The 26,760-nt window shown below is 73.6% G+C and carries 22 protein-coding genes and 1 pseudogene; 16 read left to right on the top strand and 7 right to left on the bottom strand.

All coding sequences use genetic code 11. The annotated features are described in order from the left end of the window. Nucleotides 1–1,423: 1,423 nt before the first annotated feature. The 4 genes from BUE45_RS32125 to BUE45_RS28680 all read left to right on the top strand — a co-directional run bounded on the left by BUE45_RS32125 (nucleotide 1,424) and on the right by BUE45_RS28680 (nucleotide 6,325). Complete coding sequence (locus BUE45_RS32125) at nucleotides 1,424–3,691, top strand: type IV secretion system protein (RefSeq protein WP_073384051.1); 2,268 nt, start codon at nucleotides 1,424–1,426, stop codon at nucleotides 3,689–3,691. Between the two features lie 37 nt (nucleotides 3,692–3,728). After that, the gene (locus tag BUE45_RS28690; RefSeq protein ID WP_073384050.1) at nucleotides 3,729–4,397 is read left to right on the top strand and encodes a hypothetical protein; all 669 of its coding nucleotides are present in this window, start codon (nucleotides 3,729–3,731) and stop codon (nucleotides 4,395–4,397) included. Nucleotides 4,398–4,500: 103 nt separating this feature from the next. Then, nucleotides 4,501–5,577, top strand: a complete 1,077-nt coding sequence (locus tag BUE45_RS28685; RefSeq protein ID WP_378660238.1) for a C40 family peptidase — start codon at nucleotides 4,501–4,503, stop codon at nucleotides 5,575–5,577. Next, a complete protein-coding gene (locus BUE45_RS28680) occupies nucleotides 5,570–6,325 on the top strand; it encodes a hypothetical protein (RefSeq protein WP_073384048.1) in 756 nt (251 codons plus the stop codon). Before BUE45_RS28685 ends, BUE45_RS28680 begins: the two co-directional genes overlap by 8 nt. A gap of 685 nt (nucleotides 6,326–7,010) precedes the next feature. On the opposite strand, the gene BUE45_RS28675 is transcribed toward BUE45_RS28680, so the two are convergent. After that, on the bottom strand, nucleotides 7,011–7,562 hold the full coding sequence (locus BUE45_RS28675) for a thymidine kinase (protein WP_073384047.1): 552 nt from the start codon (nucleotides 7,560–7,562) through the stop codon (nucleotides 7,011–7,013). 649 nt (nucleotides 7,563–8,211) lie between these two features. On the opposite strand from BUE45_RS28675, the pseudogene BUE45_RS28670 reads away from it, so the two are divergent. Both BUE45_RS28670 and BUE45_RS28665 read left to right on the top strand, forming a co-directional pair. Continuing rightward, nucleotides 8,212–9,093: pseudogene (locus tag BUE45_RS28670) on the top strand (ion transporter); the annotation flags it as partial. Nucleotides 9,094–9,684: 591 nt separating this feature from the next. Beyond that, entirely contained in the window at nucleotides 9,685–10,131 is a 447-nt protein-coding gene (locus BUE45_RS28665; protein ID WP_073384046.1) for a hypothetical protein, read from the top strand. 6 nt (nucleotides 10,132–10,137) lie between these two features. On the opposite strand, the gene mug is transcribed toward BUE45_RS28665, so the two are convergent. Then, nucleotides 10,138–10,758 (bottom strand): G/U mismatch-specific DNA glycosylase, encoded by a 621-nt coding sequence (gene mug, locus BUE45_RS28660; RefSeq protein ID WP_084738057.1) that lies wholly within the window; start codon nucleotides 10,756–10,758, stop codon nucleotides 10,138–10,140. 79 nt (nucleotides 10,759–10,837) lie between these two features. Beyond that, on the bottom strand, nucleotides 10,838–12,055 hold the full coding sequence (locus BUE45_RS28655) for an FAD-dependent monooxygenase (protein WP_073384045.1): 1,218 nt from the start codon (nucleotides 12,053–12,055) through the stop codon (nucleotides 10,838–10,840). 98 nt (nucleotides 12,056–12,153) lie between these two features. Here BUE45_RS28655 and BUE45_RS28650 point away from each other — a divergent pair, with 98 nt between their 5' ends. Further along, the gene (locus BUE45_RS28650; protein WP_073384044.1) at nucleotides 12,154–12,783 is read left to right on the top strand and encodes a TetR/AcrR family transcriptional regulator; all 630 of its coding nucleotides are present in this window, start codon (nucleotides 12,154–12,156) and stop codon (nucleotides 12,781–12,783) included. An 84-nt stretch (nucleotides 12,784–12,867) separates the two neighbouring features. Here BUE45_RS28650 and BUE45_RS28645 read toward each other — a convergent pair whose 3' ends face one another. Next, nucleotides 12,868–13,155, bottom strand: coding sequence for a DUF4287 domain-containing protein (locus tag BUE45_RS28645; protein WP_073384043.1), 288 nt, complete (start codon nucleotides 13,153–13,155; stop codon nucleotides 12,868–12,870). A 216-nt stretch (nucleotides 13,156–13,371) separates the two neighbouring features. Between BUE45_RS28645 and BUE45_RS28640 the strand changes: the two genes are divergently transcribed. Together BUE45_RS28640 and BUE45_RS28635 are read left to right on the top strand one after the other, a co-directional pair. Further along, nucleotides 13,372–14,229 (top strand): SRPBCC domain-containing protein, encoded by an 858-nt coding sequence (locus BUE45_RS28640; protein ID WP_073384042.1) that lies wholly within the window; start codon nucleotides 13,372–13,374, stop codon nucleotides 14,227–14,229. After that, nucleotides 14,226–14,561, top strand: coding sequence for an ArsR/SmtB family transcription factor (locus tag BUE45_RS28635; RefSeq protein WP_073384041.1), 336 nt, complete (start codon nucleotides 14,226–14,228; stop codon nucleotides 14,559–14,561). The genes BUE45_RS28640 and BUE45_RS28635 overlap by 4 nt, the downstream gene beginning before the upstream one ends. Before the next feature lie 105 nt (nucleotides 14,562–14,666). On the opposite strand, the gene BUE45_RS28630 is transcribed toward BUE45_RS28635, so the two are convergent. Further along, nucleotides 14,667–15,848: a DUF695 domain-containing protein gene (locus tag BUE45_RS28630; protein ID WP_073384040.1), complete on the bottom strand. Its 1,182-nt coding sequence runs from the start codon at nucleotides 15,846–15,848 to the stop codon at nucleotides 14,667–14,669. 72 nt (nucleotides 15,849–15,920) lie between these two features. Here BUE45_RS28630 and mnmA point away from each other — a divergent pair, with 72 nt between their 5' ends. From mnmA to gatA, 7 genes are all read left to right on the top strand, one after another. Further along, complete coding sequence (gene mnmA, locus BUE45_RS28625) at nucleotides 15,921–17,018, top strand: tRNA 2-thiouridine(34) synthase MnmA (protein ID WP_245833526.1); 1,098 nt, start codon at nucleotides 15,921–15,923, stop codon at nucleotides 17,016–17,018. A 150-nt stretch (nucleotides 17,019–17,168) separates the two neighbouring features. Then, complete coding sequence (locus BUE45_RS28620; RefSeq protein WP_073384038.1) at nucleotides 17,169–17,783, top strand: DedA family protein; 615 nt, start codon at nucleotides 17,169–17,171, stop codon at nucleotides 17,781–17,783. A 64-nt stretch (nucleotides 17,784–17,847) separates the two neighbouring features. Continuing rightward, the gene (locus tag BUE45_RS28615; protein ID WP_245833524.1) at nucleotides 17,848–18,900 is read left to right on the top strand and encodes a methionine synthase; all 1,053 of its coding nucleotides are present in this window, start codon (nucleotides 17,848–17,850) and stop codon (nucleotides 18,898–18,900) included. Between the two features lie 27 nt (nucleotides 18,901–18,927). Beyond that, on the top strand, nucleotides 18,928–21,222 hold the full coding sequence (gene ligA, locus BUE45_RS28610) for an NAD-dependent DNA ligase LigA (RefSeq protein ID WP_084738054.1): 2,295 nt from the start codon (nucleotides 18,928–18,930) through the stop codon (nucleotides 21,220–21,222). Between the two features lie 330 nt (nucleotides 21,223–21,552). Then, entirely contained in the window at nucleotides 21,553–23,652 is a 2,100-nt protein-coding gene (locus BUE45_RS28605; protein WP_084738051.1) for a putative bifunctional diguanylate cyclase/phosphodiesterase, read from the top strand. 44 nt (nucleotides 23,653–23,696) lie between these two features. Further along, nucleotides 23,697–23,996, top strand: coding sequence for an Asp-tRNA(Asn)/Glu-tRNA(Gln) amidotransferase subunit GatC (gatC, locus tag BUE45_RS28600; protein WP_073384036.1), 300 nt, complete (start codon nucleotides 23,697–23,699; stop codon nucleotides 23,994–23,996). Between the two features lie 2 nt (nucleotides 23,997–23,998). Next, nucleotides 23,999–25,498, top strand: coding sequence for an Asp-tRNA(Asn)/Glu-tRNA(Gln) amidotransferase subunit GatA (gatA, locus tag BUE45_RS28595; protein WP_073384035.1), 1,500 nt, complete (start codon nucleotides 23,999–24,001; stop codon nucleotides 25,496–25,498). A gap of 58 nt (nucleotides 25,499–25,556) precedes the next feature. Here the strand turns inward: gatA and BUE45_RS28590 are convergent, their stop codons facing one another. Together BUE45_RS28590 and BUE45_RS31510 are read right to left on the bottom strand one after the other, a co-directional pair. After that, entirely contained in the window at nucleotides 25,557–26,357 is an 801-nt protein-coding gene (locus tag BUE45_RS28590) for a nucleotidyltransferase domain-containing protein (protein WP_073384034.1), read from the bottom strand. A 128-nt stretch (nucleotides 26,358–26,485) separates the two neighbouring features. After that, nucleotides 26,486–26,760 (bottom strand): IS30 family transposase (locus BUE45_RS31510; RefSeq protein ID WP_143173512.1); only part of this gene is annotated, 275 nt, incomplete at its 5' end.

The raw sequence follows: 26,760 nt of genomic DNA, 5'->3' as shown, positions 1-26,760 counted from the left end.
CTTCTGCGTGGGGGACGATGCGCAGGCCAATCTATCCGAGAAAGGACCCGCCACCGGAGTCCACGGTGGTCATCGACGCTTTCCGCGGTATTTCCGCGGTGAACTCCCGTTCTCCCTCCGCAGGGGGCGCCACGGAAGGTGACCGAAACGGTCGGCGGCCGGATGCCCCGCACCGCAGGGGTTCCCGCGGTCGCGGGGCCCGGTCGCCAACGGAGGGGGAAGCGGTCCGCCGCTGTTCGGACACCGTTTTCCGCCGCGGCCGGGCGCGGTTCCCGGAGCCTTTCGGAACGGTGTCCGCGGCCCCGGGAAAACGGCTCGGGAAACCGCGCGGCCCTCACACAGGGTGACGCCCGGGGCGGGGCCGCCGCCCCCGCTCCCCGCAGATGCGATCCCCGCCACGGCCCGCCCCCGGCCCAGGGGGCGCCCGCGCCCCGGGGCGCCGTGCCGGCGGAACGGCCGGCGGGCGCGCTCCCGTGCCCGGGCTCCCGCCGCCGGGGGAGGCGGGAAGTGCCCGGGCGCCCGGCTGCGCCCCGCGTCCTCGCGGCACCGCGGTCCCCTCCCCGGGTGCTCGCTCCGCTCCGCCCCGGCCCGGCCGGAAGCGTCGGCCGCCGCGGCGGAATTCCGGCGGCGGGACCTCCGCCCGCACCGCCGGGAGATCTCGGCCGAGGGGCCGCGCATCCGCCTCGACCGGCCCGGGACTGCCCGGCCCGGCCGGGCTGACGCGGGCGAGGATCCCGCCGGACTCCGCTGTGGAGGCGTCCGGCGGTGCTCCCGGGGCCCGCGGCGGGAGCCGCGGCCCCGACCGGAACGCCGGTTCCGGCACGGTCGGCCGGTCGGACGGGAGGGGGCGGTGGGGCACCTGGTGACCACGGGTCCCGCGGGACGCGGTACCGCCACCGGTGCGATGCGCGCGGGAACGCGTCCCCGACTTCTCCGGATGACTTCTTTTCGGTCCTGCGACAAACCCGGCTGCGGTTTCCGCAGAAGCCGAGGCCGGCACCGGGTACCAGCCCGATTGCCCGTCGAGTGTCCACTTTTGGACACGGGTGCTGGTGTGACGCCGATCATAAGGAGTGGCGGGAGGGGTAATTGCGGATGGGCGATTTTCGGGTCTTATGTAAGGCCGATGATGTCCACTAGCTGCGGAAACGTTGTTATGTGAACCCTTTGTCACCCCCAGTCGGGGTGTGGTCGGATAGATAACCCGAAAACCCATCGCGTTGTGCCCGTACGCGAACCCGGTGATGGAGCACCATAGAGGATGGGGTAAAGACATCCGGGGGCCCTGCCGTCGCGCGCGGCCTCGCGCCGGTGCGTGTGCGCGCACCCGGCGGGAGACCGTGGCGGCGGGCGGGAAGGGCCGGGCCCCACGGTGTCCGCCATCATGACCCGGGGCACCGAACGACGACGCAGGAGCCAGCAGATGACGGATCAGCACGTCCGACGGCGGGGATGGCGACGCCTCCTGATGACGTTCCTCCTGCTGGCCGGTTTCCTGGTCCTACCGCTCACCGCGGCCCAGGCCAACCCGCTGTGCCCGGGCGAGCCCGCTCCACTGCCGGAGTCCGCGGGCAGCGGCTCCGACGGCCTGCTGGTGCCGCCCCAGTCCCAGTCCGCCATCGAGGGCTCGCCCGACGGCCTGCCGCCCGACGCCAGCATGTACGGGCAGTACGGGACGGCCGGGCAGCAGTGGCACATGATCACCGAGTCGTGCGTCGACGGGATCAGCAACGGCCCGCAGGCCACCCTGGCGAACACGGCCTGGGACCTGTCCAAGACCATCAACCAGTCGACCATCACCGTCTACCAGGCGGCGACCTCCGACGGCCTGCTCGCCAGCTTCAACGAGCTGGTCGAGAACGTCGTGGTCACCCTGCGCGAGGGGATCTGGCGGCCGCTCATCCCCACCGTCGTCATCCTGGGCGCGATCTGGCTCGGCTGGTACGGGCTCATCCGCAAGCGGATGACGCTCACCCTGGAGTCGACGGTGTGGATGGTCGGGGCCACGGCTCTGGGACTGTGGATCATGGTCAACCCCGCACAGGTGATGGGGCTGGCGAGCAGCCTGGTCAACTCGGGCGGCCAGCTGGTGACGAGCACGGTCGGCCAGATCCCGTACGGGGGAGGGTCGGGGACCTGCCCCCCGGGAGCGGAGGCGCCGGAGCGGGCGGACTGGGAGTCGGAGTCCGACTTCCAGGTGCGGCGCAACGCGGACATGCTGTGGTCGAGCCTGGTCTGCCAGCCGTGGGTGGCGGGGCAGTTCGGCAACGGGGACATCGCCGAGAACGCTGCTGTTCATCATGCTTCAGACCTGATCGCCACACAAGGGATCAACAGGATCGAACAGCAGCAGATCGCCGATGAGGAGATCGATGCGAATCAACTGATTCAGGACAAACAGGAGAATTACGAAGAGATCGCTTCGAGTGTCCAGAGTTCCTACCCCAGCATCTACCCGCTCTTCTCCGGCCAGGACCAGGGCAGCAGGCTGGGGGTCGCCACCCTGGCCCTGTTCGCGTCCGTCTTCGCCGGAGGGCTGATCCTCGCGGGATCGGTGGCCCTCATCGTCCTCAAGATCGCCTTCCTGATCCTGTTCCTGCTGTCCCCGGTCTTCCTGCTCATCGGCATCCACCCCGGCTACGGGCGCATGGTGCTGCTGCGCTGGGTGGAGCTGATGGTGGGGTTCCTGCTCAAGCAGATCTTCGTGGTCCTCCTGATCTCCCTGCTGGTCATGTGCTACGGCATGATCATGTCCACCAGCCTGGGCTGGGGCCTGCAGATGATCCTGCTGGCCCTGTTCACGGTGGCGCTCTTCGTCTACCGCAAGCCCTTCGCGTACCTCTTCTCCTCGGTCAACGCGAACACCTTCACCTCCCGTGTCGTCGGAGACGCCGCCGGCAGTCAGGTCCTGTCCAAGAGCGCGACCGTCCTGCCCCCGGTGGCCTACCTCAAGGCCCAGAACTGGGGGCGCCGCAACAGCGCGGCCATCGCCGGGGCCGCGGCCGGCGTCCCCGCGGGCAACGGGGCGGCGGTCGACCCCAGGGTCGGGGAGGAGACCGTGGGCGAGGCCGCCGAGCCCGCGCGGGTGCGGGGGACCGGCGGTGGCTACGGACGGGTCCGTGACAACGGGACCGCGCCGCCGCTCAACGTCAGCCGCCAGGACGGGGGCTCCCGTCCGGCCGGTGCCAGGCGCACCGCCGACGACGCCCCCAGCCTGAGCGGGCGCAGCGGCGCCATTCCGCCCCGGCCCAGCGGCGGCTACACCGGGGCCGGTGACACCGGATGGGGCTCGGTCTTCGGCACCGCCTCCGGCGGTCGCTCCGAGCGGCGGGACGACGGCGGGTCCGGGGCCGGATTCGGCCGGGCGGCCGGCGCCGACCGGGTCGAGCCCGGTACCGGGAGCGGCATCTTCAACAGCCGCGAGGACACGCCGGCGAGGGGGAACCCCGACGCCCGCGGATCCCGGTGGGGCGTGCCGCGCGAGCGCCGGGAGCGCCCGGCACCGCAGCGCCCCGGCCGTCCGGCACCGCCGGCTCCGGAGCGCCGTCGCGGAGACGGCGAGGGCGGGTGGTTGAGCGGCTCCGGCAAGAGCGGCGACAATGCCCCCATCACCCCCTTCTGGGGGGAGGGCTCCGGAACTCCCCGCAGGGACCGGAAGCGCGATGTGCCCTTCTGGCTGAACGACGACTGACCCGACCCCGACCGACGACGACAAAAGGCCCCTGACGATGCCCAACCCCCTACCCGAGCGTGCCCAGAGGTTCGTGTTCATCGCACTCATCGTCGTGCTGGTCGGGGCCGGGGTGTACTTCAGCACGGGCGGTTTCGGCGGCGGGGGTGAGGAGGCCCCGGACGGGCGGGGCGCCTCCCAGGGGGAGAACGGCGGCAGCGCCGGGGCGCCGCCCGACGGCGGACCGTCGGATGTGGAGCCCAGCCCGCTGCCGACCACGGCAACGGACGACCTGGACGTGCTGGAGTGGTTCCCCTTCCCGGAGGAGGACCTGCGCGAGGCGGGCGCGACGGCGGCGGCCTTCGCCCGGGCTTACGGGACGATCGACTACACGGGGTCCCCCGAGGCCTACTACGACTCGATGCGCTCGCTGGCGACCGACGAGTACGCCGACGTCCTGACGGAGTCCTCCCGGGCCGGCGCCTTCTGGGAGGAGATGGCCGAGGCCGAGGCGATCGCCGCGGGCCGGGCCGAGGTGCGGTCCATCCGTACGTTCGGGGACAGCTCGATCACCTTCGTGGTGACCGTGCAGTCCATCACCGAGACGGCCGACCGCGGGTTCGACGAGGAACTCGGCGAGTTCGCGATCACCGTCGTCCAGGAGGGGCGGGCCTGGCGGGTCTTCGACTTCCAGCCCGCCGACGCGGGCCAGTTCGGGGAGGAGTGAGCCGATGCTCTCCACTTTCGGTGCTTCCGGTGACCGGGGCTCCGTCCGCTGGTGGATCGGGAGCGGTGTGGCCATCGGAGTGGGGCTCGCGGTCCTGGTGGCGATGTTCGTCATCCCCGTGATCACCGACACCGGGAGCCGGCTGGCGAGCCTGATGGCGAACGGCCTGGTGTGCGCGCCCAACGCCGACGCCGAACAGCCGGGGGCGAGCGGGTACGCGATGGACTCGATCCCGGAGAACTACCTGGAGCTGTACCAGGAGACGGGGGAGGACCGGGGCATCCCGTGGAACATCCTGGCCGGTGTCGGCCAGGTGGAGTCCCATCACGGGCGCTGGGAGGGGCCCGGGATCACCGAGGGGCACAACGACTGGGGTGCGGCCGGACCCATGCAGTTCGGCTCGCTCGACGGATCCGCCGCCGGGAACAGCTGGGGCGGCCAGCCGGTCCAGCCGGTGGGGGAGCGGCCGGAGAACGGCTACGGGGTGGACGGCGACGGCGACGGGATCGTCAACGTGTACGACCCCGCGGACGCCATCCCCGCCGCGGCCGACTACCTGATCGCCCACGGGATCGAGGACGACGTCCGGCAGGCGATCTACGGCTACAACCACGCCTGGTGGTACGTGGACGACGTGCTGGAGTGGGCGGACCGGTACGCGGAGGGGGCCTACGACACGTCGGACCCCGTCAGGACCGCGGTGCTGTGCGAGCTGGACCAGGACGGTATGCCGATCGGGCGGGCGCCCGACGAGCTGACGCAGGCGGTGGTCGACTGGGCACTGGCGCAGCGGGGGAAGCCGTACATCTGGGGCGGGACCGGGCCGGACGGGTTCGACTGCTCGGGGCTCACGATGAAGGCCTACGCGAGTATCGGCGTGACCGTTCCGCGGGTGTCCCAGGACCAGTGGGGTTTCGGGCCGGAGATTCCCGCCGGTGAGGAACAGCCGGGTGACCTGGTGTTCTTCGACGTGACCCGCGCGGGAGAACCGCCGGGGCCCGGACACATGGGAATGGTGATCGGCGACGGCCTGATGGTGGAGGCCTGGTGCACCAACTGTGGACCGATCGCGGTGCGCGAGTACGATGACCCCAATCGTTCGGACATCGTGGGATTCACCCGTCCGCTCGAACACCCGGATGTGAAGGCCCAGCTGGAGGCGCAGGATAACCGTGGTTGACGAGAAGGCACCGCCCGATAAGCAGGGATTGCACGGGTGGAAGGCCGCACTCGCGGTTTTCGGCTGCGGAACACTCGCGGCATTCGGCGTCTTCGGAGCCCTAGTCGGCATCATCGGAGTTTTCTTCGACCTCACCTCCTCGGGAATCGGGTCGAAGCCGGGTGATGCGCAGACATCAGCCGAGCTGATCGGTGAGCCGCAGGCATCGATCGACCCCGGTGATATCGATCTCTGCTCCAAGAACCTGCAAGCCTCCGGCAGCCTCTCCCTGACACGCATGGACGATGGCGGCAACTATGAGGACACCGCCGGAGACGACGAGTGGCGTGTCAGCGACCACTGCCAGTGGGAACTCGTTCCCGATTACACGACCTCCCGTCCTTGGTCACTTCAGTACTCGTACGAAGCAGTCATCTCTGCTCCTGATACGAGCCGGGTGGATACCGCCTCCGAGGAGTTCGACGCACGGTCCGGAGAAATAGCGTCGGAATTCCATGTCGTCGAATCGGAGGGGGTCGGCGATCTGGCGGACCGCTCCTACTTCTTTTATGGAGAGATGTCGCCTGGTGTGACGGGGTACGTCATCTTGGCGCAGACCAGAAGTGCTTTCTATGAAATTAGAATTGAAGCCGAGTCCGAGTCGGAAACGAGTGATCTCGTCTCACAGAACGCGATGCACCGAGAAGCGGCGAAGCTGGTGAGGATATCCGAAATCGAGTTCGAGATCTGGATTCCCGGAACCGACTGAGTGAAGTCTGCGGTCCGTGCTCGTGGGAGCGAGGTGTTCGATCCGAGTGGGTCACCTGCCGATCGGTGAGACAACGGCGTTCTCGTCCTCTCGGAAAGTGCCGACCAGGGGGCGAGGTTCCACACGCTTGGCGCTGGCTTCGGTGTCCGACCGGATGGGTGTTTTCGGGATGGGACCGATACGGAGCCGGGTGGTGGTCCCCGGTGCGGAGGAGTGGTTCTGCGGGTCCCGGGGATGTTCAAGGCCCGCACCGTCCGCGGCCCAGGGGCCGTCCGTGCCTGCTCTGAGGGCGTGGTGGGGATTCCGGGGCGGTCCTGGCCGCGGGCTCGGGTGGGCCTTTGCGCCGGTGCCACGCTGAGCACCCTGCACCCGTGCGGACGGGTCCGGCACGGGGGCGGGCGGGAGCCCGGTTCGGCCTCTGGCCGGTCGGTGTTCCGTGTTCCGCCCCTATGGTGGACGTCCGCCGCTCCGGGTCGCTCGCGGTCGGCGTGCGCAGCCGGCGCTGTCCCACCGAACTGCCCGAACGGTGCCGCCGGAGCCTGTTCGCCGTGGCTCGGAGGGGGACACCGTCGAGATCCGCACCGAGTATCGATCCGCCGCTGCCGGTCAGGCACCGCGGGCGTGGGGCGGGGCCCGCGCCGGTCGGACCGTCCCGTCCGGTCCCGTGGCCCCGGTCGGGCGTACGTCAGGCGATGCCCGCCATGAAGTGGTGGCGGCACAGGGTGGCGTAGGACTCGTTGCCGCCGATGTGCACCTGCTCGCCCTCGTACACCATCACGTCGTCCACCACACGGGCGTTGTGGGTGGCGCGCTCCCCGCACCAGCAGCGCGCGGACACCGGGAGGACCTCGATCTTGTCCGCCAGCTCCACCAGCCGCTGCGAGCCGGCGAAAAGCCGCCCCTGGAAGTCGGTGAGGATGCCGTAGCAGTACACGTCGATCCGCATGCCGTCCACCACGCCCGCCAGCTGGCCGACCTGCTTGGGGGAGAGGAACTGGGCCTCGTCGCAGATCACGTACGGCGCCTTGCGGTCGGCGACGTCGTCGTACAGGTCGAGTTCGTCGGTCACCTCGACGGCCGGGGACTCCAGGCCCAGGCGGGAGGAGATGATCCCCGCGCCCGCCCGGTCCTGGCGGGTGTACAGCACTCCCTCGCGGCCGCGGGAGTGGTGCTCCTGGAGAGCCATGGTGCTCTTGCCCGAGTTCATCGCTCCGGTGAAGTACTTCAGCTCCGCCATGGCTCTCTTTCCTCGGTCGGGGCGGAACCCGGGTGCGACCCGGGGTGGGGGTCCTGCGGGCTCCCGCGGGGCGGCGCGGGCGGGGGTTTCCAGGGGGAGGGGCGGGCCCGCCGGAGGGCTCGGCGCCCGGAGGCCAGCAGAGAAGATACCAGTGCGCCGCGCGCTCCCGGGAACCGCGTTCGGCCCCCCGGAGCCCGTCGTTCCACGGGTTCCTTCCCCGCCGCGGGTCCGGAATCCCCCGCACGGGGGCGTCCGCGGCCCGGCCCTCCCGGTCCGGCCCGGGGCCGGTGTGGTGCGTCGCACCCGGAGGCCGCGGGGGCGCGCGCGACCGGCCGGGACGTCCCGGTGTCGTTTCCGGCGGTGCGGACTCGTGAACCGGTACGGTGCGGGGCGGCGCGCGGCCGGTACGTGGGTCCCGTGCCCGGGACGGAGGCCCGCGCCCCCGGCGGGGCACACCGCCGGCGGCGACCTGTGGGGATGCTCCGGGGCGGACCGCCCCGGCCCGTGTTCCGGCGGCCGGTTCCGGGCCGTGCCGGGCAGCGGAACGGTACGGGAGGGAACCGCCGGAGGCCGCCAGGGGAGGCGTGCCGAAGAGCGGTTCGGATGCCTTTGATATATGTGGGTGGCCACTGCCCGAATCGGCGGTGGAATGGGGGAGGGGAAGGGCGCATTGGGGAGAGAACAGGTCGCCCGGGTGGTGGAGGGCCAGTGGTTCTCCAACGTGATGCTGTTGGTGATCCTGACCAATGCGGGGGTTTTGGGATGGGCGACTTATGGGGGTTCCGCCCTTCCTTATCTTCTGGTGGCGGAGCAGGTGTTCGTCGGTGTCTTCGTCGTCGAGATGGCGCTCAAGCTCTACGCGTGGCGCGGGTCCTTCTTCAGGGAACCGTGGAACTGGTTCGACTTCCTGATCGTGCTCATATCCGTGGTCCCGGCCACGGGGCCGTTCTCCGTGCTGCGCATCCTGCGCGTGCTGCGGATCCTGCGGGTCATCACGGCCGTTCCGCAGATGCGCGTGATCATCACCGCGCTGTTCAAGTCGGTGCCCGGGATGGGCACGGTCATCGGGCTGCTGCTGGTCACCATCTACACCTCCGCGATCATCGCGCAGCAGCTCTTCGGTGAGGACGTGCCGGAGTTCTTCGGCGACCTGGGCGTGTCCCTGTACACGATGTTCCTGCTGCTCACCACGGAGAACTGGCCGGACGTGTCGGACGCCGTCCTCCAGGAGCACCCGCTGGGGTGGGCGTTCTTCGTGATCTACATCGTGCTCACCGCGTTCATCATGCTGAACCTGGTCATCGGCGTGATCGTGACCGCCATGGAGCAGGAGGTCAACGAGGAGCGCTGGGAGGAGGACCAGGAGCTGGAGGCCGTCCAGCACGAGGCGGTCATGGCCCGGCTCGAACGGCTGGGGGCCCAGGTGGAGCGGCTCGACCGGATGCTGCGGGAGCAGCGGGGCGGGGGCGGTGCCGACGGCCACGCGGGACCGGTCCCGCCGGACGGCCGTCCCGAACCCCCTGTGGGGGCCGGCGCCGGTCCGGCGGCGGGAGCGGGTGCCGCCGGGGCGGTCGCCGCCCTGGTGGGCGAAGGCGCGGCGGCGGGCGGGGGACGGGACGCGGACCCGGGAGCGCGCGGGAACGCGCCGCTCGCGGTGGAGGGCTCCGGCGCTCCGGAGGGGGGCCCGGGGCCGCTCGCGCTGGAGGGCGGGGCGATCGGTGCCCACGGCGGCTCGGGGTGCGCGTGGGAGGAACAGGCGTTTCAGAATGCTCGAATGGTGAGTTTAGGGGTTTTTCTCGGGAAAGCCCTCGCGAGGCTCCTGCCTGGGCGAACGAGGCGGAATGGTTTTCCCTCGCCGAATGACCGCTGACGGCTCCGCCTCGCGGCGCCCGCTTTCCCCGTCCCGGTTTTCGGCGAACGACGGAGGAAAGAGGGGTTTCCGGCACCCGGGCGCCCCGGGGCGTGGTCCGCAATTCCCGCCTCGAACCGACCGGGCCGTCGGTGTGTGCCGGGCCGGTGCCGCGTTCTCGGGCCGGGCCCTGCACACGCCCCGGGCGCTGCCGCCCCCGCTCCCGCGCCCCCGCCGCGCGGGGGCGCGCGCGGCCCGGTCTAGGATGCAGCGGTGTTCTCCCAGGTGTTCGAACTCCCCCTGCCCGGCGTGGCCCCCCAGGACGTCGCCGCGCGCGCCGAGCCGTTCCGCGGCGGCCGCCACCGCGGCCTGTGGATCCGGGTGGACGGGGACCGCCTCACCGCGCGGTACCTGACCTCCGGGCGCCTGGCCGCCGACGGTGTGCTGCGCGCCCGCCTGCGCCCGGAGGCCGGGCCGCAGGGCGGCACGCGCATCGCCGGGCGGATGCGCTGGGGCAACCTCGGCGTCTTCGTGTCCCTCTACCTGGCCTGCGCCGCGGCGGTGGGGGCGATGGCCGTGTTCTACGCCAACGGGGTGATCGGACTCGTCACCCTGGCCCCGCTGGGCATGGCCGCGCTGTACGCGGGGACCGCCCTGCGCTCGCGCGGGCGCGATGCGCGGGAGCTGGAGCTGCGGCTGCGCCGGGTGCTCCAGGGGTAGACGGCCTCAGGGTCCCGGCGACAGGTCCGGCAGCCCCGCGGCCTCGCGCAGACGGGCGTACTCCCCGGCCAGGGCCTGCGGGGTCCAGTGCGCGTTGCGCCCGCTCGGATTGGGCAGCAGCCAGACACGGGCGCCGCCGACCATCTCCTCCTGCGGCCCCACCCGGGCGGTCCGCGCCCCGAACGCCGCGCGGTAGGCGGTCACACCCAGCACCCCCAGCCACTCCGGCTTCCAGGTGCGCATCTTCTCCGCCAGCACCCGTGCGCCCCGGACGTACTCCTGCGGCGTCAGCTCCTCGATGCCGCGGGAGGGCCGGGCCACCAGGTTGGTCAGCCCCAGCCCCCAGCCCGGCAGCTCGCCCTCGCGCTCGGGGGGCAGTACCTCCGGGGTGAACCCCGCCCGGGCCAGTGCGGGCCAGAACCGGTTCCCCGGCCCCGCGAAGTGGTGGCCGCGCACGGCCGTGGTCAGCCCCGGGTTGACCCCGCAGAAGACCACGCGCATCCCCTCGGCGAGCACGTCCGGCAGCAGCCGGTCGCGCGCCGCGTCGAGTTCGGCGCGGCTCAGCCCGCCGACCCCGCGCAGCGGCCGGGCCCGCCCTGCCCGCTCCCGGCCCGCGTCACCGCTCATCGGCCCCCCTCGCGCCTTCCGTCCCGCCCGATGACCCTTCCTACCCGCGTCCGCCGCCCCGGACGCCTCCCGGCGGCGCTCAGGGGCGGGCCGTCCGGCCTCCCGGGGCCTGCGGCTCCCAGTCCACGAACCACGCCCCCGCCCGGGCGAGCGTCCGCGCGGGCACCCTGCGCAGCAGCGCGTTGCGCGCCGTCTGCCGCCAGCCGCCTCCCAGGTCCGCGCCCAGCTTCGCGACGGCCTCGGCCTGGCGTGCGATGGCCCGGCACCGGGGGCGGCGCACGGCATCGAACCGCGCCAGCGCCGCGGCCTGGTCCCCGCCGCCGGCGACCGGGGCCGCGACCAGGTCGCCCAGGGCCACCGCGTCCTCCAGCGCGGTCGCCGTGCCCTGGCCCATGGTGGGCAGCGCCGCGTGCGCCGCGTCGCCCACCAGTACCGCCCGTCCGCGGACGTAGGCCGGCACGCCGCCGCGCAGGTGGTGGACGTCGTGCCGCATCAGGTCGGCGGGGTCGGTGCGCTCGATGAGGGCGGTGACCTCCGGTGCCCACCCGGCGAACCGCGCGAGGGCCGTCGCGTGCTCGTCGCGGACCGCCGCGCCCTCCGGGGCGCGTACGTAGCCGTACCAGTACAGCTCGTCACCGCTCACCCGCACGACCCCGAACTCCGCGCCCGGCCCCCAGTACTCGGCGAGCCTCCCGTCGTGCCCGGTGTCCCGGACGATCGCCCGCCAGCTGGTGCTCCCGCTGTACACGGGGACCACCCCGGGGAAGAGGACGCCGCGCACCGCGCTCCACATCCCGTCGGCGCCCACGACCAGGTCCGACTCCGCGCACAGCACCGCGCCGGTCGCGGGGTCCCGCCAGGAGGCGGTGGCGCGCGGCCCGCCGGGCGTCCCGGCGGTCAGGTTGCTGACCCGGGCGCCCCGGACCACCTCCGCGCCCGCGTCGCGGGCGGCCCGCTCCAGGGCGGCGTGCAGCCGCCGGCGGTGGAACCCCTGGACGGTGACGGTCCGGCGCACCTCTTCGAGGTCGTCGGGGATGAGGAGGATCGGGCGGCCCGCCGTGTCCCGGAAGCCCGTCGCGACGGTCTCGTGGCCCAGGGAGCCGACGAGGCCGTCGTCCAGGCCCAGGGCGCGCAGCGCGGCGGCGCCGTTGCGGGTCGTGGCCAGGCCCGCGCCGACCTCGGACCCGCCGCCGCGGCCTTCGAGCACGGTCGTGCTCCACCCCGCCCGGGCGAGCGCCGTCGCGGCGGCCATCCCCGCGATGCCGCCGCCGACCACCGTCGCCGTGAGTCGTCCCATGACCGCCTCCGCTTCCTCGTGGTCCGGGGCCGCGGTGGTGCGCGGACCCCGTTCAATACGATGGTAGTGGTAGGCCGGGGAGCCCTATACTCGGCCCCATGCCACCCGCCAACCTGCGCCGACGCCGGTCGCTCGCCGACGCCGCGATCGCGCTGCTGGTGGAGGAGGGCGTGCACGGGTTGACGCACCGGGCGGTGGAGGCCCGCGCCGGGGTTCCCGCCGGGACGGCCACCAACTACTTCCGCAGCCGGGAGGCGCTGCTGGTGGCCGCCGCGGAACGGGTGCTGGAGCTGCACTTCGCGGACGTGGCCGCCGCGACGGAGGGAAGGGCCGGGCCGACCGGGCCCGACGAGCTGGTCGACATGATCGCCGCGTCGCTGTGGGGTGCGGCGACCGCGCTGCGGGGCCGCTACCTGGCGATCTTCGAACTCCGGATGGAGGCGCGGCGGCGGCCCGCCCTGGAGCGGGTGCTGGGCCGGCTGGAGCGGGCGGCGGTCGCCGAGACGGCCGCGCTGCACGCGGCCCTGGGGACCCCGGTGTCGGAGGAGGCGGTCGCGACCCTGGCGACGCTGTACGGGGGAGCGCTGTTCACCCTGGTCACCGGACCGGTGGGGGCGTTCGACGAGGCGGGCGTGCGCGCCCTGGTCGCGTCCATGGTCCACGGCGCCCTGGCCGCCGACCGCGATGTGGACCGGCGCTCCCGGGGCGGGGCCGGCCGCACCCCGTGACCGCGCCGTTGCCGGCCGCGCCCGCGCTCTGCCGCGGCGCCCGCCCCGTGCCGGCGTCCGCGTGCCGGCGCCCGCGGGGGAGGGTCAGGGCCGGGTGGCCCTGCCGTCCAGCCAGAGGGTGTCGGAGTCGTCCCGGTGGGAGCCGGCGGAGCCGACGTGCTTCGCGTCGATCTTCGGTCCCTTCTTGATCACGTGCACCAGGGCCATGCCGTGGCCGCGGCCCAGGCCGTGGTCCTCCTTGAGCCAGGCGAGGATCTCGCCGGCCTTGGTGTCGGCGGAGGCCAGGCCGCGCTCCTGCGCCAGGGCGACGAGCTCGCGCGGGGTGAGGCCGGTCTTGGTCTCGATCGCGTCGAGGTACGCCTGGAACGACATGGGTGTGTCCTTTCTCCGGGCGCGCGTCCGGACCCGCCGGGCGGTGCGCCGTGCCGATGGCGCCATCCTGCCCCGCCCCTGCGACATTCGGGGCGCGTGCGGTGCGGCCGGGGCCGGTGTCGCGCGGAGGGCCGCCGACGCCTCGGTGCAACCCGGGGGTTGCGCATCGGCGCTCAGAGTGCAACTCTGAGGTTGCACTTCGAGGAGGAGGACACCATGAGCGACACCGACCGCGTCGAACGCTCCATCGACGTCGACGCCCCCGCCGCACGGGTCTGGGCCCTGGTCACCCGGCCCGGCTGGTTCATCAACGACGGGGCGGTCATCGACCACGCCGTCGACCGCGACGGAGACGTCGACGTCGTCCACGACCCCGTGCACGGCGACTTCCGGTTCCGCACCGAGAGGCTCGACCCGCACCGCTACGCCGCGTTCCGCTGGCTGGACGCCGCCACCGACGCCTCCACCCTCGTCGAGTTCCACCTCGACGAGCGCCCCGGCGGGGTGCGGCTCACCGTCGTCGAGAGCGGGTTCCACACCCTCGGCGGCACCGAGGCGGACCGGCGCCGCCGCCTGGAGGAGAACACCGAGGGCTGGCGGATCGAACTCGCCGCGGCCCGCGACCACCTGGACCCGGGGGCCGTCCACCGGGCCGTCCACGTCGACGCCCCGCCCGAACGGGTGTGGGAGGTCGTCACCACCCCCCGGCACTTCGCCGCCTGGTACGCCTTCGGCGGCGCCGACTTCGTCCCCGAGCCGGGCGCCCCCATGACGCTGCGCTGGGACGAGCACGGCACCTTCCGGGGGCGGGTGGTGGAGGCCGACGCCCCGCACCGGTTCGCCTACCGCATCGCCGCCGAGCCGGACGCCGAACCCGCCGACGACACCTCCACCCTCGTCGTCCTGGAGGTGCGCCCCTCCGGGAAGGGCTCCCTGGTCACCGTCGCCCAGACCGGGTTCGCCGCGCTCGACCCCCGGTTCGGCACCGCGTCGGACGGTGCCGGCACCGAGGCCGAGGGCTGGGAGGGCGGGTTCGCGGCCCTGGCGGAGCACCTGGCGGGGGCCCGGGGGTGAGCGGGCGGGACAGCGGCGGCGCGGCCACCGCCACCGTGTTCGCGGCCCTGGGCGACCCGACCCGGTGGGAGATCCTGGTCCGGCTGGGCCGCGCGCCCGCCTCGGCGTCGGCGCTCGCGGCGGAGCTGCCCGTCACCCGGCAGGCGGTCGGCAAGCACCTGGAGGTGCTGCGGGCCGTGGGCCTGGTGGAGTCGAGCCGGAGCGGGCGGGAGGTCCTCCACCGGCCGGTCGGCTCCCGGCTCGACGAGCTCGGCCGCGACCTCCAGCGCGTCGCCGAGTCCTGGGACCGCAGGCTCGCCGCGGTCAAGGAGATCGCCGAGCGCGGCGACTGAGCCGCCTGGGCGCCCTCCCGGCCCCGGACCGGAAGGGCGCCCCGGCCGCCGGGGGCCTGCGGCCGCGGGTGCCCGAGGACCGGCGGCGGGACCCGGCCGACGGGCTCAGCGCTTGAAGAAGGAGCGGTACGGCCGCAGCAGGCCGGCGAACACGCTCCGGCCCGGGTCCAGCTGGGTGCTGAGCTTGAGGTCGCCCTCGGCCCAGCCCTTGAGCTCCTCCTCGAACCGGGACAGCACCCCCGAGTCCGGGTCGAGGTAGAACAACACGTCCCTGCGGCCCGGCACGGTCTGGTGCATGACCATCGCGCCGTCGTCGCCCAGCACCCGGTTCAGCCGGTTCTCCAGCTCCTGGAGGGCGATCGCGGAGGACTCGCCCGGGGTGCCGTCGGCGGAGGTCTCGGCGTAGGGCACGATCACGCGCACCGCCAGGGTGAGCGCGGGGAAGTCGCGGCGGGTCAGGGGGTGGCGCGCGGAGAAGGTCACCCGGCCGCGGCCCGGGCCGGTCCCGTGCAGGGTGACCCAGCCGCCCTCGCCGCCGCCGATCATGTCGACCATCTGGCGGACCGTCGACGGGATGGCCGTGGGCGGCAGGGGGTCCATGGGCGACTCGTCGAGGGGGCGCACCTCGCCGATGTAGCGGACGACGTCGTCCTCGCCCAGGGCGAGCAGCACCACGTGGTCGGCCAGGGAGCGGCGGACCTCCTCGGGCAGGAACATGTTGTCGGGGTGGTAGACCCCCACCCGGATCCGGCCCGTCGCGCGGTCGACGTGCATCGACACCGACACGTGGGACAGGTCCAGCTCGTGGCCCTCCCAGCGCACGGTCCGGCCCAGGCCCTCGTGGTCGGCCGGTCTGGCCGGGAGGAAACGCCAGGCGTCGTCGCCCGGGGCGGAGCGGGACCAGCGCTCGGACTGGATGCGGGCGTCGTCGGAGGAGCCCGGGCGCAGGGTGAGGGCGTGGGCGGCGGGCTCGGCCAGGGAGCCCGGGTCGTCCAGCGCCGCCAGCCGCTCCAGCAGCTCGTCGGGGTCGACGTCCATCGACAGGTCCAGGTCGGTCAGGTCCGGCCTGGGGGAGGCCGGGGCCGGGCCCACCTCCCAGTCCAGGTCCGGGTGCAGGGCCTTGACCAGTGCGGTCACCCGTTCGGCGGCCTCGTCGGGGGCCGGTCGGTCCTCCTCGGCGGCCTCGGCCAGGGGGGCGCGCAGGGACGGCCAGGCCTCCCAGAACGCGGAGATGGCGGCGGTCGAGTCGGTGGTGTCGTTGGAGCGGCGACGACGGAACAGAGCCATGGGTCGATTTTCGCAGAAGCGGACGACCACCCCGCCCCGCACACCCCCCGGGGCGCATACTCTGGAACCACTATGACTTTGCGTGTACTGGCCGCCATGTCGGGCGGGGTGGATTCCGCGGTGGCCGCGGCCCGGGTGGCCGAGGCGGGCCACGACGTGACCGGTGTCCACCTGGCGCTCTCCAAGAACCCCCAGTCCTACCGCACGGGCGCCCGCGGGTGCTGCACGGTCGAGGACTCCCACGACGCCCGCCGGGCCGCCGACGTGATCGGCATCCCCTTCTACGTGTGGGACATGTCGGAGGAGTTCGACCGCGAGGTCGTGCAGGACTTCGTCGCCGAGTACGGGGCGGGCAACACCCCCAACCCCTGCCTGCGCTGCAACGAGAAGATCAAGTTCGAGGCGGTGCTGGACCGGGCCGTCGCCCTGGGCTTCGACGCGGTCGCCACCGGCCACCACGTCCGCAAGGTCGACGGGCGCCTGGTGCGCAGCGTCGACGCGGCCAAGGACCAGTCGTACGTGCTGGGCGTGCTCACCTCCGAGCAGGTGGGACACGCGGTCTTCCCGCTGGGCGACTGCACCAAGGAGGAGGTGCGGGCCGAGGCGGAGCGCCGCGGGCTGTCGGTGGCCGACAAGCCCGACAGCCACGACATCTGCTTCATCGCCGACGGCGACACCGCCGGGTTCCTCAACCGCAGGCTGGGCGAGCGGCCCGGGGAGATCCTGGACGAGGAGGGCAACGTGCTGGGCGCGCACCGGGGCGCGCACGCGTTCACGGTGGGCCAGCGCAAGGGGCTGGGCCTGGGCGGCGCGCCGAACCCGCGCTACGTGCTGTCCATCGAGCCGGTGGACAACACCGTCACGGTGGGCCCGCGCGAGGCGCTGCTGGTGGACGGGATCACCGGGGTGCGCCCCGTGTGGAGCGGCGCGGAGCCGCCGGCCGAGCCCGTCGACTGCCACGTGCAGCTGCGCGCCCACGGCGAGGTGTACCGGGCGACGGTCCGCCAGCGGGACGGCGCCGACGGCCCCGAGCTGGTGGTGCGGCTGGCCGAGCCCGCCGCGGGGGTGGCCTCCGGGCAGGCGGTGGTGGTCTACGACGGCGACCGGGGCGACACGGTGCTGGGGTCGGCGACGATCTCGGCGACGTCGCGCTCCGCCGTGTCCGCCTGACCTGCGGGTGAGCGAGGGCGTGAGCCTCACCACTCATCGGGCGAAACGGGCAAAATAGGACAGCTTTTCCGTCACTTTCCGACCTTCGCCCCTTGCCCGGGTTAGGTAAGGCAATGCAAACTCAGGGGGTCAAGGTTGGGAGACCCGTCCATGCCCCAGTTCGCTTTCCTCGAAGGACAACCCTTCTGGGTCGTCTACTTCACCCTCCTCGTCGTCATCCTGCTGCGCGCCCCCGCGACGTACTGGATCGGCCGCGGGCTGGGCGCCGGGGTGAACCGCAGCCGCGTGGGCGCGCGCCTGGGGCCCAGGCTGGAGCGGGCCAAGAACCTGGTGGACCGCTACGGCGCGCCCGTGGTCACCCTGAGCTTCTTCACCGTCGGCATGCAGACCGCCATCAACCTGTCCGCCGGCGTGGTGCGGATGCGCTTCCCGCGCTACTTCGCCGCGGTCTTCCTCGGCGGCCTGGCCTGGGCGGGCCTGTGGGGCATGGTCATCGCGGGGCTCGTCGGCACCTGGCTGAAACTCTTCCTGGACTCGCCGTGGACCGCCGTCGGCGTCTTCGCCGCGGGCGCCGCCCTGGTCACCGCCATGGTCGTGCTGCGCCGCCGCCGGGGCTCGGGCTCCGCGGAGGCGCCGCGGGAGCCGGGGGAGGAACCCCCCGCCCCCGGGGACGCGGCCGACGGGGAGGCCGCCTCCGATGGCGGCGCCCCCGACCCTGAGCGGACCGGCGCGGACCCGGCTCCCGAGCGCACCGCCACCGCCTGACCCGCCGCCCGGCCCCGCCCGGCCGCCGCGCCGTACCGCTCCCCGGCCCCGCGTTGCCCTAACCTTGGGCGATGTGAGCGAACACCACCCCTACCCCTGGCCCGCCGCCTCCTCCACCGGCGTCGGGTCCTGGCCCGGAGAGGACCCCGACGAGGCGGTCCGCACCGTGCTGGGCGAACTCCCCGACCTGCCGCACCTGCCCGAACTGCCCGGCCGCGGCGTCGGCGCGGACCTCATCGGGCGCACCGCGGGACTCCTGGTGGAGTTCCCCGTCGAGGTGCAGCCCAGCGGCTGGCGCGCCGCCGACACCGGGGGCCGCGACCTCCACCGCGCCCGGGGCTTCCTCTCCCGCGACCTCGACGTCCTGGCCGAGCACGCGCACTCCTACGAGGGCGCGCTCAAGGTGCAGGTCGCGGGGCCCTGGACGATGGCGGCCTCCGTCGAACTGCGCAACGGCCAGCGCATGGCGTCCGACCCCGGCGCCTACCGCGACCTCGCCGCCTCCCACCTGGAGGGCGTGCGCGCGCACATCGGGCAGGTCCGCAGGCGGGTGCCCGGCGCCCGCCTCCTCGTCCAGGTCGACGAACCCTCCCTGCCCGCCGTCCTGCTGGGCGCCCTGCCCACCGCCAGCGGCTACGGCCGGGTGCGCGCCGTGGACCGGGTCCGGGTGGAGGAGGTGCTGCGCACCCTGTTCGACGCCGTCGTCGCGGCCGGCGCGGTCCCCGCCGCCCACTGCTGCTCCGCCGACGCGCCCCTGAACCTCCTGCGCCGCAGCGGTGCCCGGGCGCTGAGCCTGGACGCCGGGCTGCTCGACCGCCGCCACGACGACATGCTCGGGACCGCCGTCGAGGCCGGTGTCGGCCTGCTGCTGGGCGTCGTCCCGGGGGCCGACCCCACCCCCTCCGAACAGGCCCGAATGTCCGACCCGGCGACTAGCGTCGAGGTCGTACGCGAGTTGTGGAACCGGCTGGGGTTCGGCCCCGACCTGCTGGCCCGCGCGGTGGTCCCCACCCCCGCGTGCGGTCTGGCCGGCGCCTCCCCCCAGCACGCCCGGGCGGCGCTCAAGGCCGTCCGGGACGGGGCCAGGGTCCTCCGGGACGAGCCCCGCAGGCCGTAGTCGAGCACGAGACGGAAAGGCGGCCACGTGGCGCCCGAGAACACCACCGACATCCCCGACGAGGCGCGCGACCGGCACGGGGAGCTGTCCCTGGAGCTGGACGACCACAGCTACCGCTACTACCTGGGCAACCCCATCGTCTCCGACGCCGAGTACGACGCCCTCATGGCCGAGCTGCGCGGCATCGAGGAGGAGCACCCCCAGCTCATCACCCAGGACTCGCCCACCCAGAAGGTCGGCGCCCCGATCAGCGTCGACTTCGCCGCGGTGGAGCACCTGGTGCGGATGGAGAGCCTGGGCAACGCGTTCGACTTCGACGAGCTCAACGCCTGGGCGGACCGCGCCTCGGCGGAGGTGCCGGTGGGCGCCTACCTGTGCGAGCTGAAGATCGACGGCCTGGCGGTGGACCTGGTCTACGAGAAGGGGCGCCTCGTCCGCGCCGCCACCCGCGGCGACGGCCGGGTGGGCGAGGACATCACCCTCAACGTCCGCACCATCGGCGCGGTGCCCGAGCGGCTCGACGAGAGCGTGCGCCCGGCTCCGGAGCTGCTGGAGGTGCGCGGCGAGGTGTTCCTGCCGGTGGAGGCGTTCGCCGCGCTCAACCGCCGCATCACCGAGACCGGTGAGCACACCCCCTTCGCCAACCCCCGCAACGCCGCCGCCGGGTCGCTGCGGCAGAAGGACCCGCGGGTCACCGCCACCCGGCCGCTGTCGATGATCGTGCACGGGGTGGGCGCCTACACCCGGGCCGCCGGCTCCGAGGACGTGGTGTTCACCAGCCAGTCGCAGGCGTACGCGCTGCTCGGGGAGTGGGGGCTGCCGCTCAGCGACCGCTACAAGGTCGTGTCCACCATGGACGAGGTGCACGAGTACGTCGCCCACTACCGGGAGCACCGGCACGAGCCCGCCTACGAGATCGACGGCATCGTCATCAAGGTGGACGACTTCGCGCTCCAGCGGCGGCTGGGCTCCACCAGCCGCGCCCCGCGCTGGGCGATCGCCTACAAGTACCCGCCGGAGGAGGTCACCACCAGGCTGGTGGACATCAAGGTGGGCGTGGGCCGCACCGGCAGGGTCACCCCGTACGGCGTCATGGAGCCGGTGGTCGTGGCCGGGTCCGAGGTCGAGTTCGCCACCCTGCACAACGCCCAGGAGGTCGAGCGCAAGGGCGTGCTGATCGGCGACACGGTGGTGCTGCGCAAGGCCGGCGACGTCATTCCCGAGATCGTCGGCCCGGTGACGGACAAGCGCGACGGGACCGAGCGGGCGTTCACCATGCCCCGGACGTGCCCCGAGTGCGACACGCCGCTGGGGCAGCAGAAGGAGGGCGACGTCGACCTGCGCTGCCCCAACGCCCGGTCCTGCCCCGGGCAGCTGCGCGAGCGGCTGTTCTTCGTGGCCGGACGCAAGGCCCTGGACATCGAGGCGCTCGGGTACGTCGCCGCCACCGCCCTGACGCAGCCGCTGGAACCGGCCCGGGCCCCGCTCCAGGACGAGGGGGACCTGTTCGACCTCACCGTCGAGCAGCTGCTGCCGATCCGCACGTACGTGCTCGACCCCGACACCTCCGAGCCCAAGACCGACCCCAGGACCGGCGAGCCCAAGGTCGTCTCGTTCTTCACCAACCTCAAGGGCGAGCCCAAGAAGACCGTGGAGAAGCTGTTCGAGCAGCTGGAGAACGCCAAGTCCCGGCCGCTGTGGCGGGTGCTCGTGGCGCTGTCCATCCGGCACGTGGGCCCGCGCGCCGCCGAGGACCTGGCCCGCCACTTCCGGTCCATGGACGCCGTCCGGGCGGCCTCGGAGGAGGAGCTGGCCGCGGTCGACGGGATCGGCCCGACCATCGCCCGCTCCATCCGGGAGTGGTTCGAGGTCGACTGGCACCGGGAGATCGTCGCCAAGTGGGCGGCGGCCGGGGTGCGCATGGAGGACGAGGTCGACGAGGCCATCTCGGGCGTGCTGGACGGGGTGACGGTGGTGGTCACCGGTTCGCTGGAGGGCTTCACCCGGGACGGGGCGAAGGAGTCCATCGCCGAGCGCGGCGGTCGGTCCACGGCTTCGGTGTCCAAGAAGACCGGTTTCGTGGTGGTCGGCGACAGTCCGGGGTCCAAGTACGACAAGGCCGTCAAGCTGGGTGTGCCCATCCTCGACGAGCAGGGGTTCCGGGTGCTGCTGGAGGCCGGCCCCGAGGCCGCCGAGAAGCTGCGGATCAACCCGCCCGAGGAGGAGCCGCGGGACGGGGCGGCGGACGCGGGGGAGAAGGCGTCCGCGGAGCCCCCCGCCGGGGAGCCCGCCGCGGCACCGGAGGCCGCCGACCGGGAGTGACACGCGCAGGCGACACGCAGGATACGGCGGCCGGGAGCACCCGCCCCCGCACGCCCGCCCGGCGGGCGTGCGGGGGCGGGGTTCGTTCCGGGCCGCCGTATCTTTTTCCCGGTTCGCGGCACAATCGCCCCGCGTCTTGGTTAACTGATAGTCCCGGACAGGCGACACTTGGTGACGAAGCGGCGTAAGGTGGACAGTGTGCCCCGGAAATCGGGCGCCACCGAACCCGGGATTCGGTCATGTGAGGGGTGACCGCTCCCGCAGGCCGGAACCATCAGGAGCGGCGGCGGCACCGCCGGTCTCCGCGTCCCCCTCATGAGGACGGCACGCATGAGAGATCCCCACGGCACCAGGGACATCGGCCCGCGCGCCGGTACCCCGCTCTGGCTGTACATGGCGGGCACCGTCGCCGCCGGGACGCTCCTGCTCGCCGCCGCCCTGCTGTGGGCGGGCCCCGCCGTGTTCCGGTACGCCGTCGAGCCCCTCACCTGGGCCCTGCTCGCCATGGTCGTCCTGGGGGAGCTGCGCCCCATCGCCGTGCCCGGGCAGTCCCCCGGCGACGGCGCCCCCACCTCGCTCCCGTTCTCCCTGGCCCTGGTCATCTTCCAGGGCCTGCCCCTGGCCGGGCCGGTCCAGGCCGCCGCCACCCTCGTCGCCGGGTTCGCCCGCGGCCACGCCGCCCACCGCACCGCGTTCAACGCCGCCCAGTACGTCCTGGCCCTGGGCGCCGCCGACGCCGTCCTGCGCCTGGCCCTGCCGCCGCTGCGCGCCACCGGGTGGTTCCCGGCGGGGGAGGACCTCGTCGCCGTGGGCCTGGCCGGGGCCGCCTACTTCCTGGTCAACCGGGTGCTGGTGACCTGTGCCGTCGCCATGCACGAACGCGTCTCCCTGCCCCAGGTCATGTACAAGGGCATCGGGCGCCAGGCGCGCATCAACGCCGTCCTCATCGCCCTGGCACCCCTGGTCGTCGTGGCGGCGACCCACTCGGTGCTGTACATCCCGCTGTTCGCCCTACCCCTGCTGGCCCTGCACTCCAGCGCGCTGCTGTCGGTCAAGCGCGACCACCAGGCCAACCACGACGAGCTCACCGGCCTGGCCAACCGCAAACTCCTCACCCTGCGCGCCCACCAGGAGATCGACGCGGCCCGGCGGCGCGGCGGCCGGGTCGGCCTGCTCCTGCTCGACCTGGACCGGTTCAAGGAGGTCAACGACACGCTGGGGCACCCCACCGGCGACCGCCTGCTCCAGACCGTCGCGGGGCGGCTCAGCCACAGCGTCCGCCCCGGCGACCTCGTCTCCCGGCTCGGCGGCGACGAGTTCGCCGTGCTGCTGCCCCAGATCCGCGACACCGAGGCCGCCGCCGAGGTCGCCTCCCGGCTGCGCGGCGCCCTCAGCGAGCCGGTCCGCCTCGACGGCATGGACCTCGACCTGGAGGCCAGCATCGGCATCGCGCTGCACCCCGAGGACGCCGTCGACTTCGCGCACCTCATGCAGCGCGCCGACGTCGCCATGTACGTCGCCAAGTCCGCCCGCTCAGGGGTGGAGTCCTACGACCCCGGCAAGGACCGCAACTCCACCGCCCGGCTCAGCCTGTTCAGCGAGCTGCGCCGCGGGCTCACCGAGGGCGCCCTGGAGATGCACTACCAGCCCAAGGTCAGCCTGGACGACGGGCACGCCGTCGGGCTGGAGGCCCTGGCCCGCTGGCGGCACCCCTCGCGGGGGCTGCTCGGCCCCGGGGAGTTCATGCCGGTCGTGGAGGAGTCGCACCTGTTCCGGGCGTTCACCGGGCAGGTCCTGGACATCACCCTGGCCCGGGCCGCGCGCTGGCGGGAGCAGGGGGTGATGCTGCCCGTCTCGGTCAACCTGGGGGTGCGCGAACTCCTCCACCCCGACCTGCCCGACACCGTGGCCTCCGCCCTGGTCGAGCACGGCATCCCGCCCGAGCGCCTGGTGCTGGAGATCGGCGAGAGCGCGCTCATCACCGACACCGCCGCGGCCACCGCCGCCGTCCACCGGCTCCGCGGACTGGGGGTGGGCCTGGCCCTGGACGACTTCGGGACCGGCCACTTCACCCTGGTCCAGCTCGCCGGGCTGCCGCTGGACGAGGTGAAGATCCACGGCTCCTTCACCGCCCGCCTCACCGACGGCACCGGGAACGGGCCCACCGTCGTCCGCGCCGCCATCGCCCTGGTCAACGCCCTGGGCATGCGCGCCACCGCCGAGGGCGTGCAGACCCGCGCCCTGGCCGAGGCGGCCCGCGACACCGGCTGCCAGGCCGCCCAGGGCCACCACTTCGCCCGCCCCATGCCCGCCCGCGACGTCCCCGCCTGGATCGCCGCGCACCGGGGGAGCCCCCGGCCCGGGGCGGGGGCCGCGCCCGGCGGCCCGGGCCTCGGTGTACCGGCACCGGGAGCGGTGGGGGAGCCATAGGATTGACGGGTTAGCCCGTCCGCCGAAGAAACGGTTAGTCACTCATGACCGCCATCACCCGCGATGAGGTCGCGCACCTCGCCCGGTTGTCGCGGCTGGCGCTCGACGAGAGCGAGCTCGACACGCTCGCCGCCCAGCTCGGTGACATCCTCACCGCCGTGGCCAAGGTGCAGGAGGTCGCCACGGGCGACATCCCGCCGAGCTCGCACGCCCTGCCGCTGACCAACGTCCACCGCCCCGACGAGGCCCGGCCGGGCCTCACTCCGGAGCAGGCCCTGTCCGGGGCCCCCGCGGTGGAGGAGCAGCGCTTCCGGGTCCCGCGGATCCTCGGGGAGGAGGAGTAGCCATGAGCGACATCGTGAGCCTGGGCGCGGCCGAGCTCGGCGCGGCCATCAAGGCGGGCGAGGTCTCCGCACAGGAGGCCGCCACCGCCTACCTGGACCGGATCGAGGCCGTGGACGGCGACATCAACGCCTTCCTCCACGTGCGCCGGGAGACCGCCCTGGAGCAGGCCCGGGCCGTGGACGCCCGCCGCGCCGCGGGCGAGGAGCAGGGGCCCCTGGCCGGCGTGCCCGTCGCGCACAAGGACGTGTTCACCACCAAGGACATGCCCACCACGGCCGCCTCCAAGATCCTGGAGGGGTGGCACCCGCCCTACGACGCCACCGTCACCGCGCGCCTGCGCGAGGCCGGGCTGGTCATCCTGGGCAAGACCAACATGGACGAGTTCGCGATGGGCTCCTCCACCGAGAACTCCGCCTACCAGGTCACCCGCAACCCGTGGGACACCGACCGCATCCCCGGCGGGTCCTCGGGCGGGTCCTCCGCCGCGGTCGCCGCGTTCCAGGCGCCCCTGGCCACCGGCACCGACACCGGCGGATCCATCCGCCAGCCCGCCGCCGTGTGCGGCCTGGTCGGCGCCAAGCCCACCTACGGCGGCTCCTCCCGGTACGGGATGATCGCGTTCGCGTCCTCCCTGGACACCCCCGGCCCCTTCGCGCGCAACGTGCTCGACGCAGCCCTGCTCCAGGAGGCGTTCTCCGGGCACGACCCCCGCGACTCCACCTCCATCGACGCCCCCGTCCCGCCGGTGGTCGAGGCCGCCCGCCGCGGCGAGATCGACGGCCTGCGCGTCGGCGTGGTCAAGGAGCTGGACGGCGACGGCTTCCAGGCCGGGGTGCGGCAGCGCTTCCACGAGAGCCTGGAGCTGCTGGAGTCGCTCGGCGCCAAGATCGTCGAGGTGTCCTGCCCCAGCTTCGACGCCGCCCTGTCGGCGTACTACCTCATCGCGCCCAGCGAGTGCTCGTCCAACCTGGCCCGGTTCGACGCCATGCGCTACGGACTGCGGGTGGGCGACGACGGCACGCGCAGCGCCGAGGAGGTCATGTCGCTGACCCGGGCCCAGGGGTTCGGCCCCGAGGTGAAGCGGCGGATCATGCTGGGCACCTACGCGCTGTCCAGCGGCTACTACGACGCCTACTACGGCAGCGCCCAGCAGGTGCGCACCCTCATCAAGCGCGACTTCGACGCGGCGTTCGAGAACGTGGACGTGCTGGTCTCGCCGACCACGCCGACCACCGCGTTCCCGATCGGCGAGCGCGCCGAGGACCCGATGGCCATGTACCTGGCGGACCTGTGCACCATCCCGTCCAACCTGGCGGGCAACGCGGCGCTCTCGGTGCCGTGCGGCCTGGCGCCGGAGGACGGGCTGCCCGTGGGCCTGCAGATCATGGCCCCGCCGCTGGCCGACGACCGCACCTACCGGGTGGCGGCCGCGGTCGAGCGCGCCCTGGCCGACCGGGACGGCGCGCTGATCGCGCGCAGCCCCTACGCGGTCGGCGCGTAGACGCGGCGACCCGTGCGCCCGCCGTCCCCCGGGACGGCGGGCGCCGTCGCGTACGGGCTCAGGCCAGGCGGCCGGTGACGGCCTCGTGCAGGTCGGCGGGGAGGGTGACGCCCCACCGCGCGGCGGCCTCGGCCACCAGGTCGCGGGTCCACGCCCAGCTCTCCCGGGCCGCGGCCCGGGTCTCCTCCGGCAGGGCCGGGCCGGTGGTCGCGCGGTAGCGGGCCAGGTCGGCGGCGGGGACGTCCCGCTCCAGTCCCCGGCTCGGGGTGAGCCAGTGGTCGGTGGACCCGCGCAGCAGCCGCAGGAGCTTGAGCTGCTGCGGGGCGATCATCGCGTTGAGCAGGCCGTGGGCGCGGGCGACCTCGCCGCGGGCCAGCAGGTCGGTGAGCATGAGGGTCCACACCACCAGCTCGTCCGCGCCGCTCTGGGCGGTCGCGGCCGGGTCGGGCCGCAGGGGCTCGGCCAGGGCGCCGGCCGCCTCGGTCAGCCGCCCCGTCCGGTCGAGCAGGACCGCGGCCCCCGGGTCGGGCAGGTGCACCGACCCGCGCCAGGAGCGGACCTCCTCCACGGCCCCCGCCGGCTCCACGTGGAACTCGCCGCGCATGAGGTCGTCGAAGACCACCGCCAGGATGCCGAACATGTTGACGCAGGCCAGGCGCAACGGCGCGATCCGCGCCACGAACTCCCGGCCGTCGAAGTCCGCGGCGTCCCGGACGTACAGGTAGGCCTCGATGTCGGAGTGCTCGTCGGCCTCCCCCGTGGTCCAGGAGCCGTACAGCAGCACCCCCTCGATCCGGGGGTCGCGCTCGGCCAGGCACCGGAGCCGCTCGACGCGCTCGGCCAGGGTGTGCGGGGGCAACGGCTCTCCTCCGTGTCGGCGACCGTGACCGGTCCATCATCACAGATCCGCCGGTGCGGGGCCGCCGACACGGAACGGGGCCCGGGCCGTGGGGGGGCGGTTTCTAGGGGTCGTTGCAACACAGAAGGTCAGTTGCTTGTGTGGAGCAGCTCGGTAAGGCGCTCGGCTGGGGTGTCCCAGCCGAGCGTTTTGCGTGGGCGCCCGTTGAGCTGGACGGCCACCGCGTCCAGGTGCTCGGGCGAGTGCGTGGACAGGTCGGTGCCCTTGGGAAAGTACTGGCGCAGCAGCCCGTTGGTGTTCTCGTTGGAACCGCGCTGCCAGGGACTGGCCGGGTCGCAGAAGTAGACGGGGATGTCGGTGGCGGTGGTGAACGCCCCGTGCGCGGCCATCTCCGAGCCCTGGT

Source organism: Nocardiopsis flavescens (assembly GCF_900141985.1).
GTDB lineage: Bacteria > Actinomycetota > Actinomycetes > Streptosporangiales > Streptosporangiaceae > Nocardiopsis > Nocardiopsis flavescens.
This window is presented reverse-complemented; position numbering and strand designations above follow the sequence as displayed.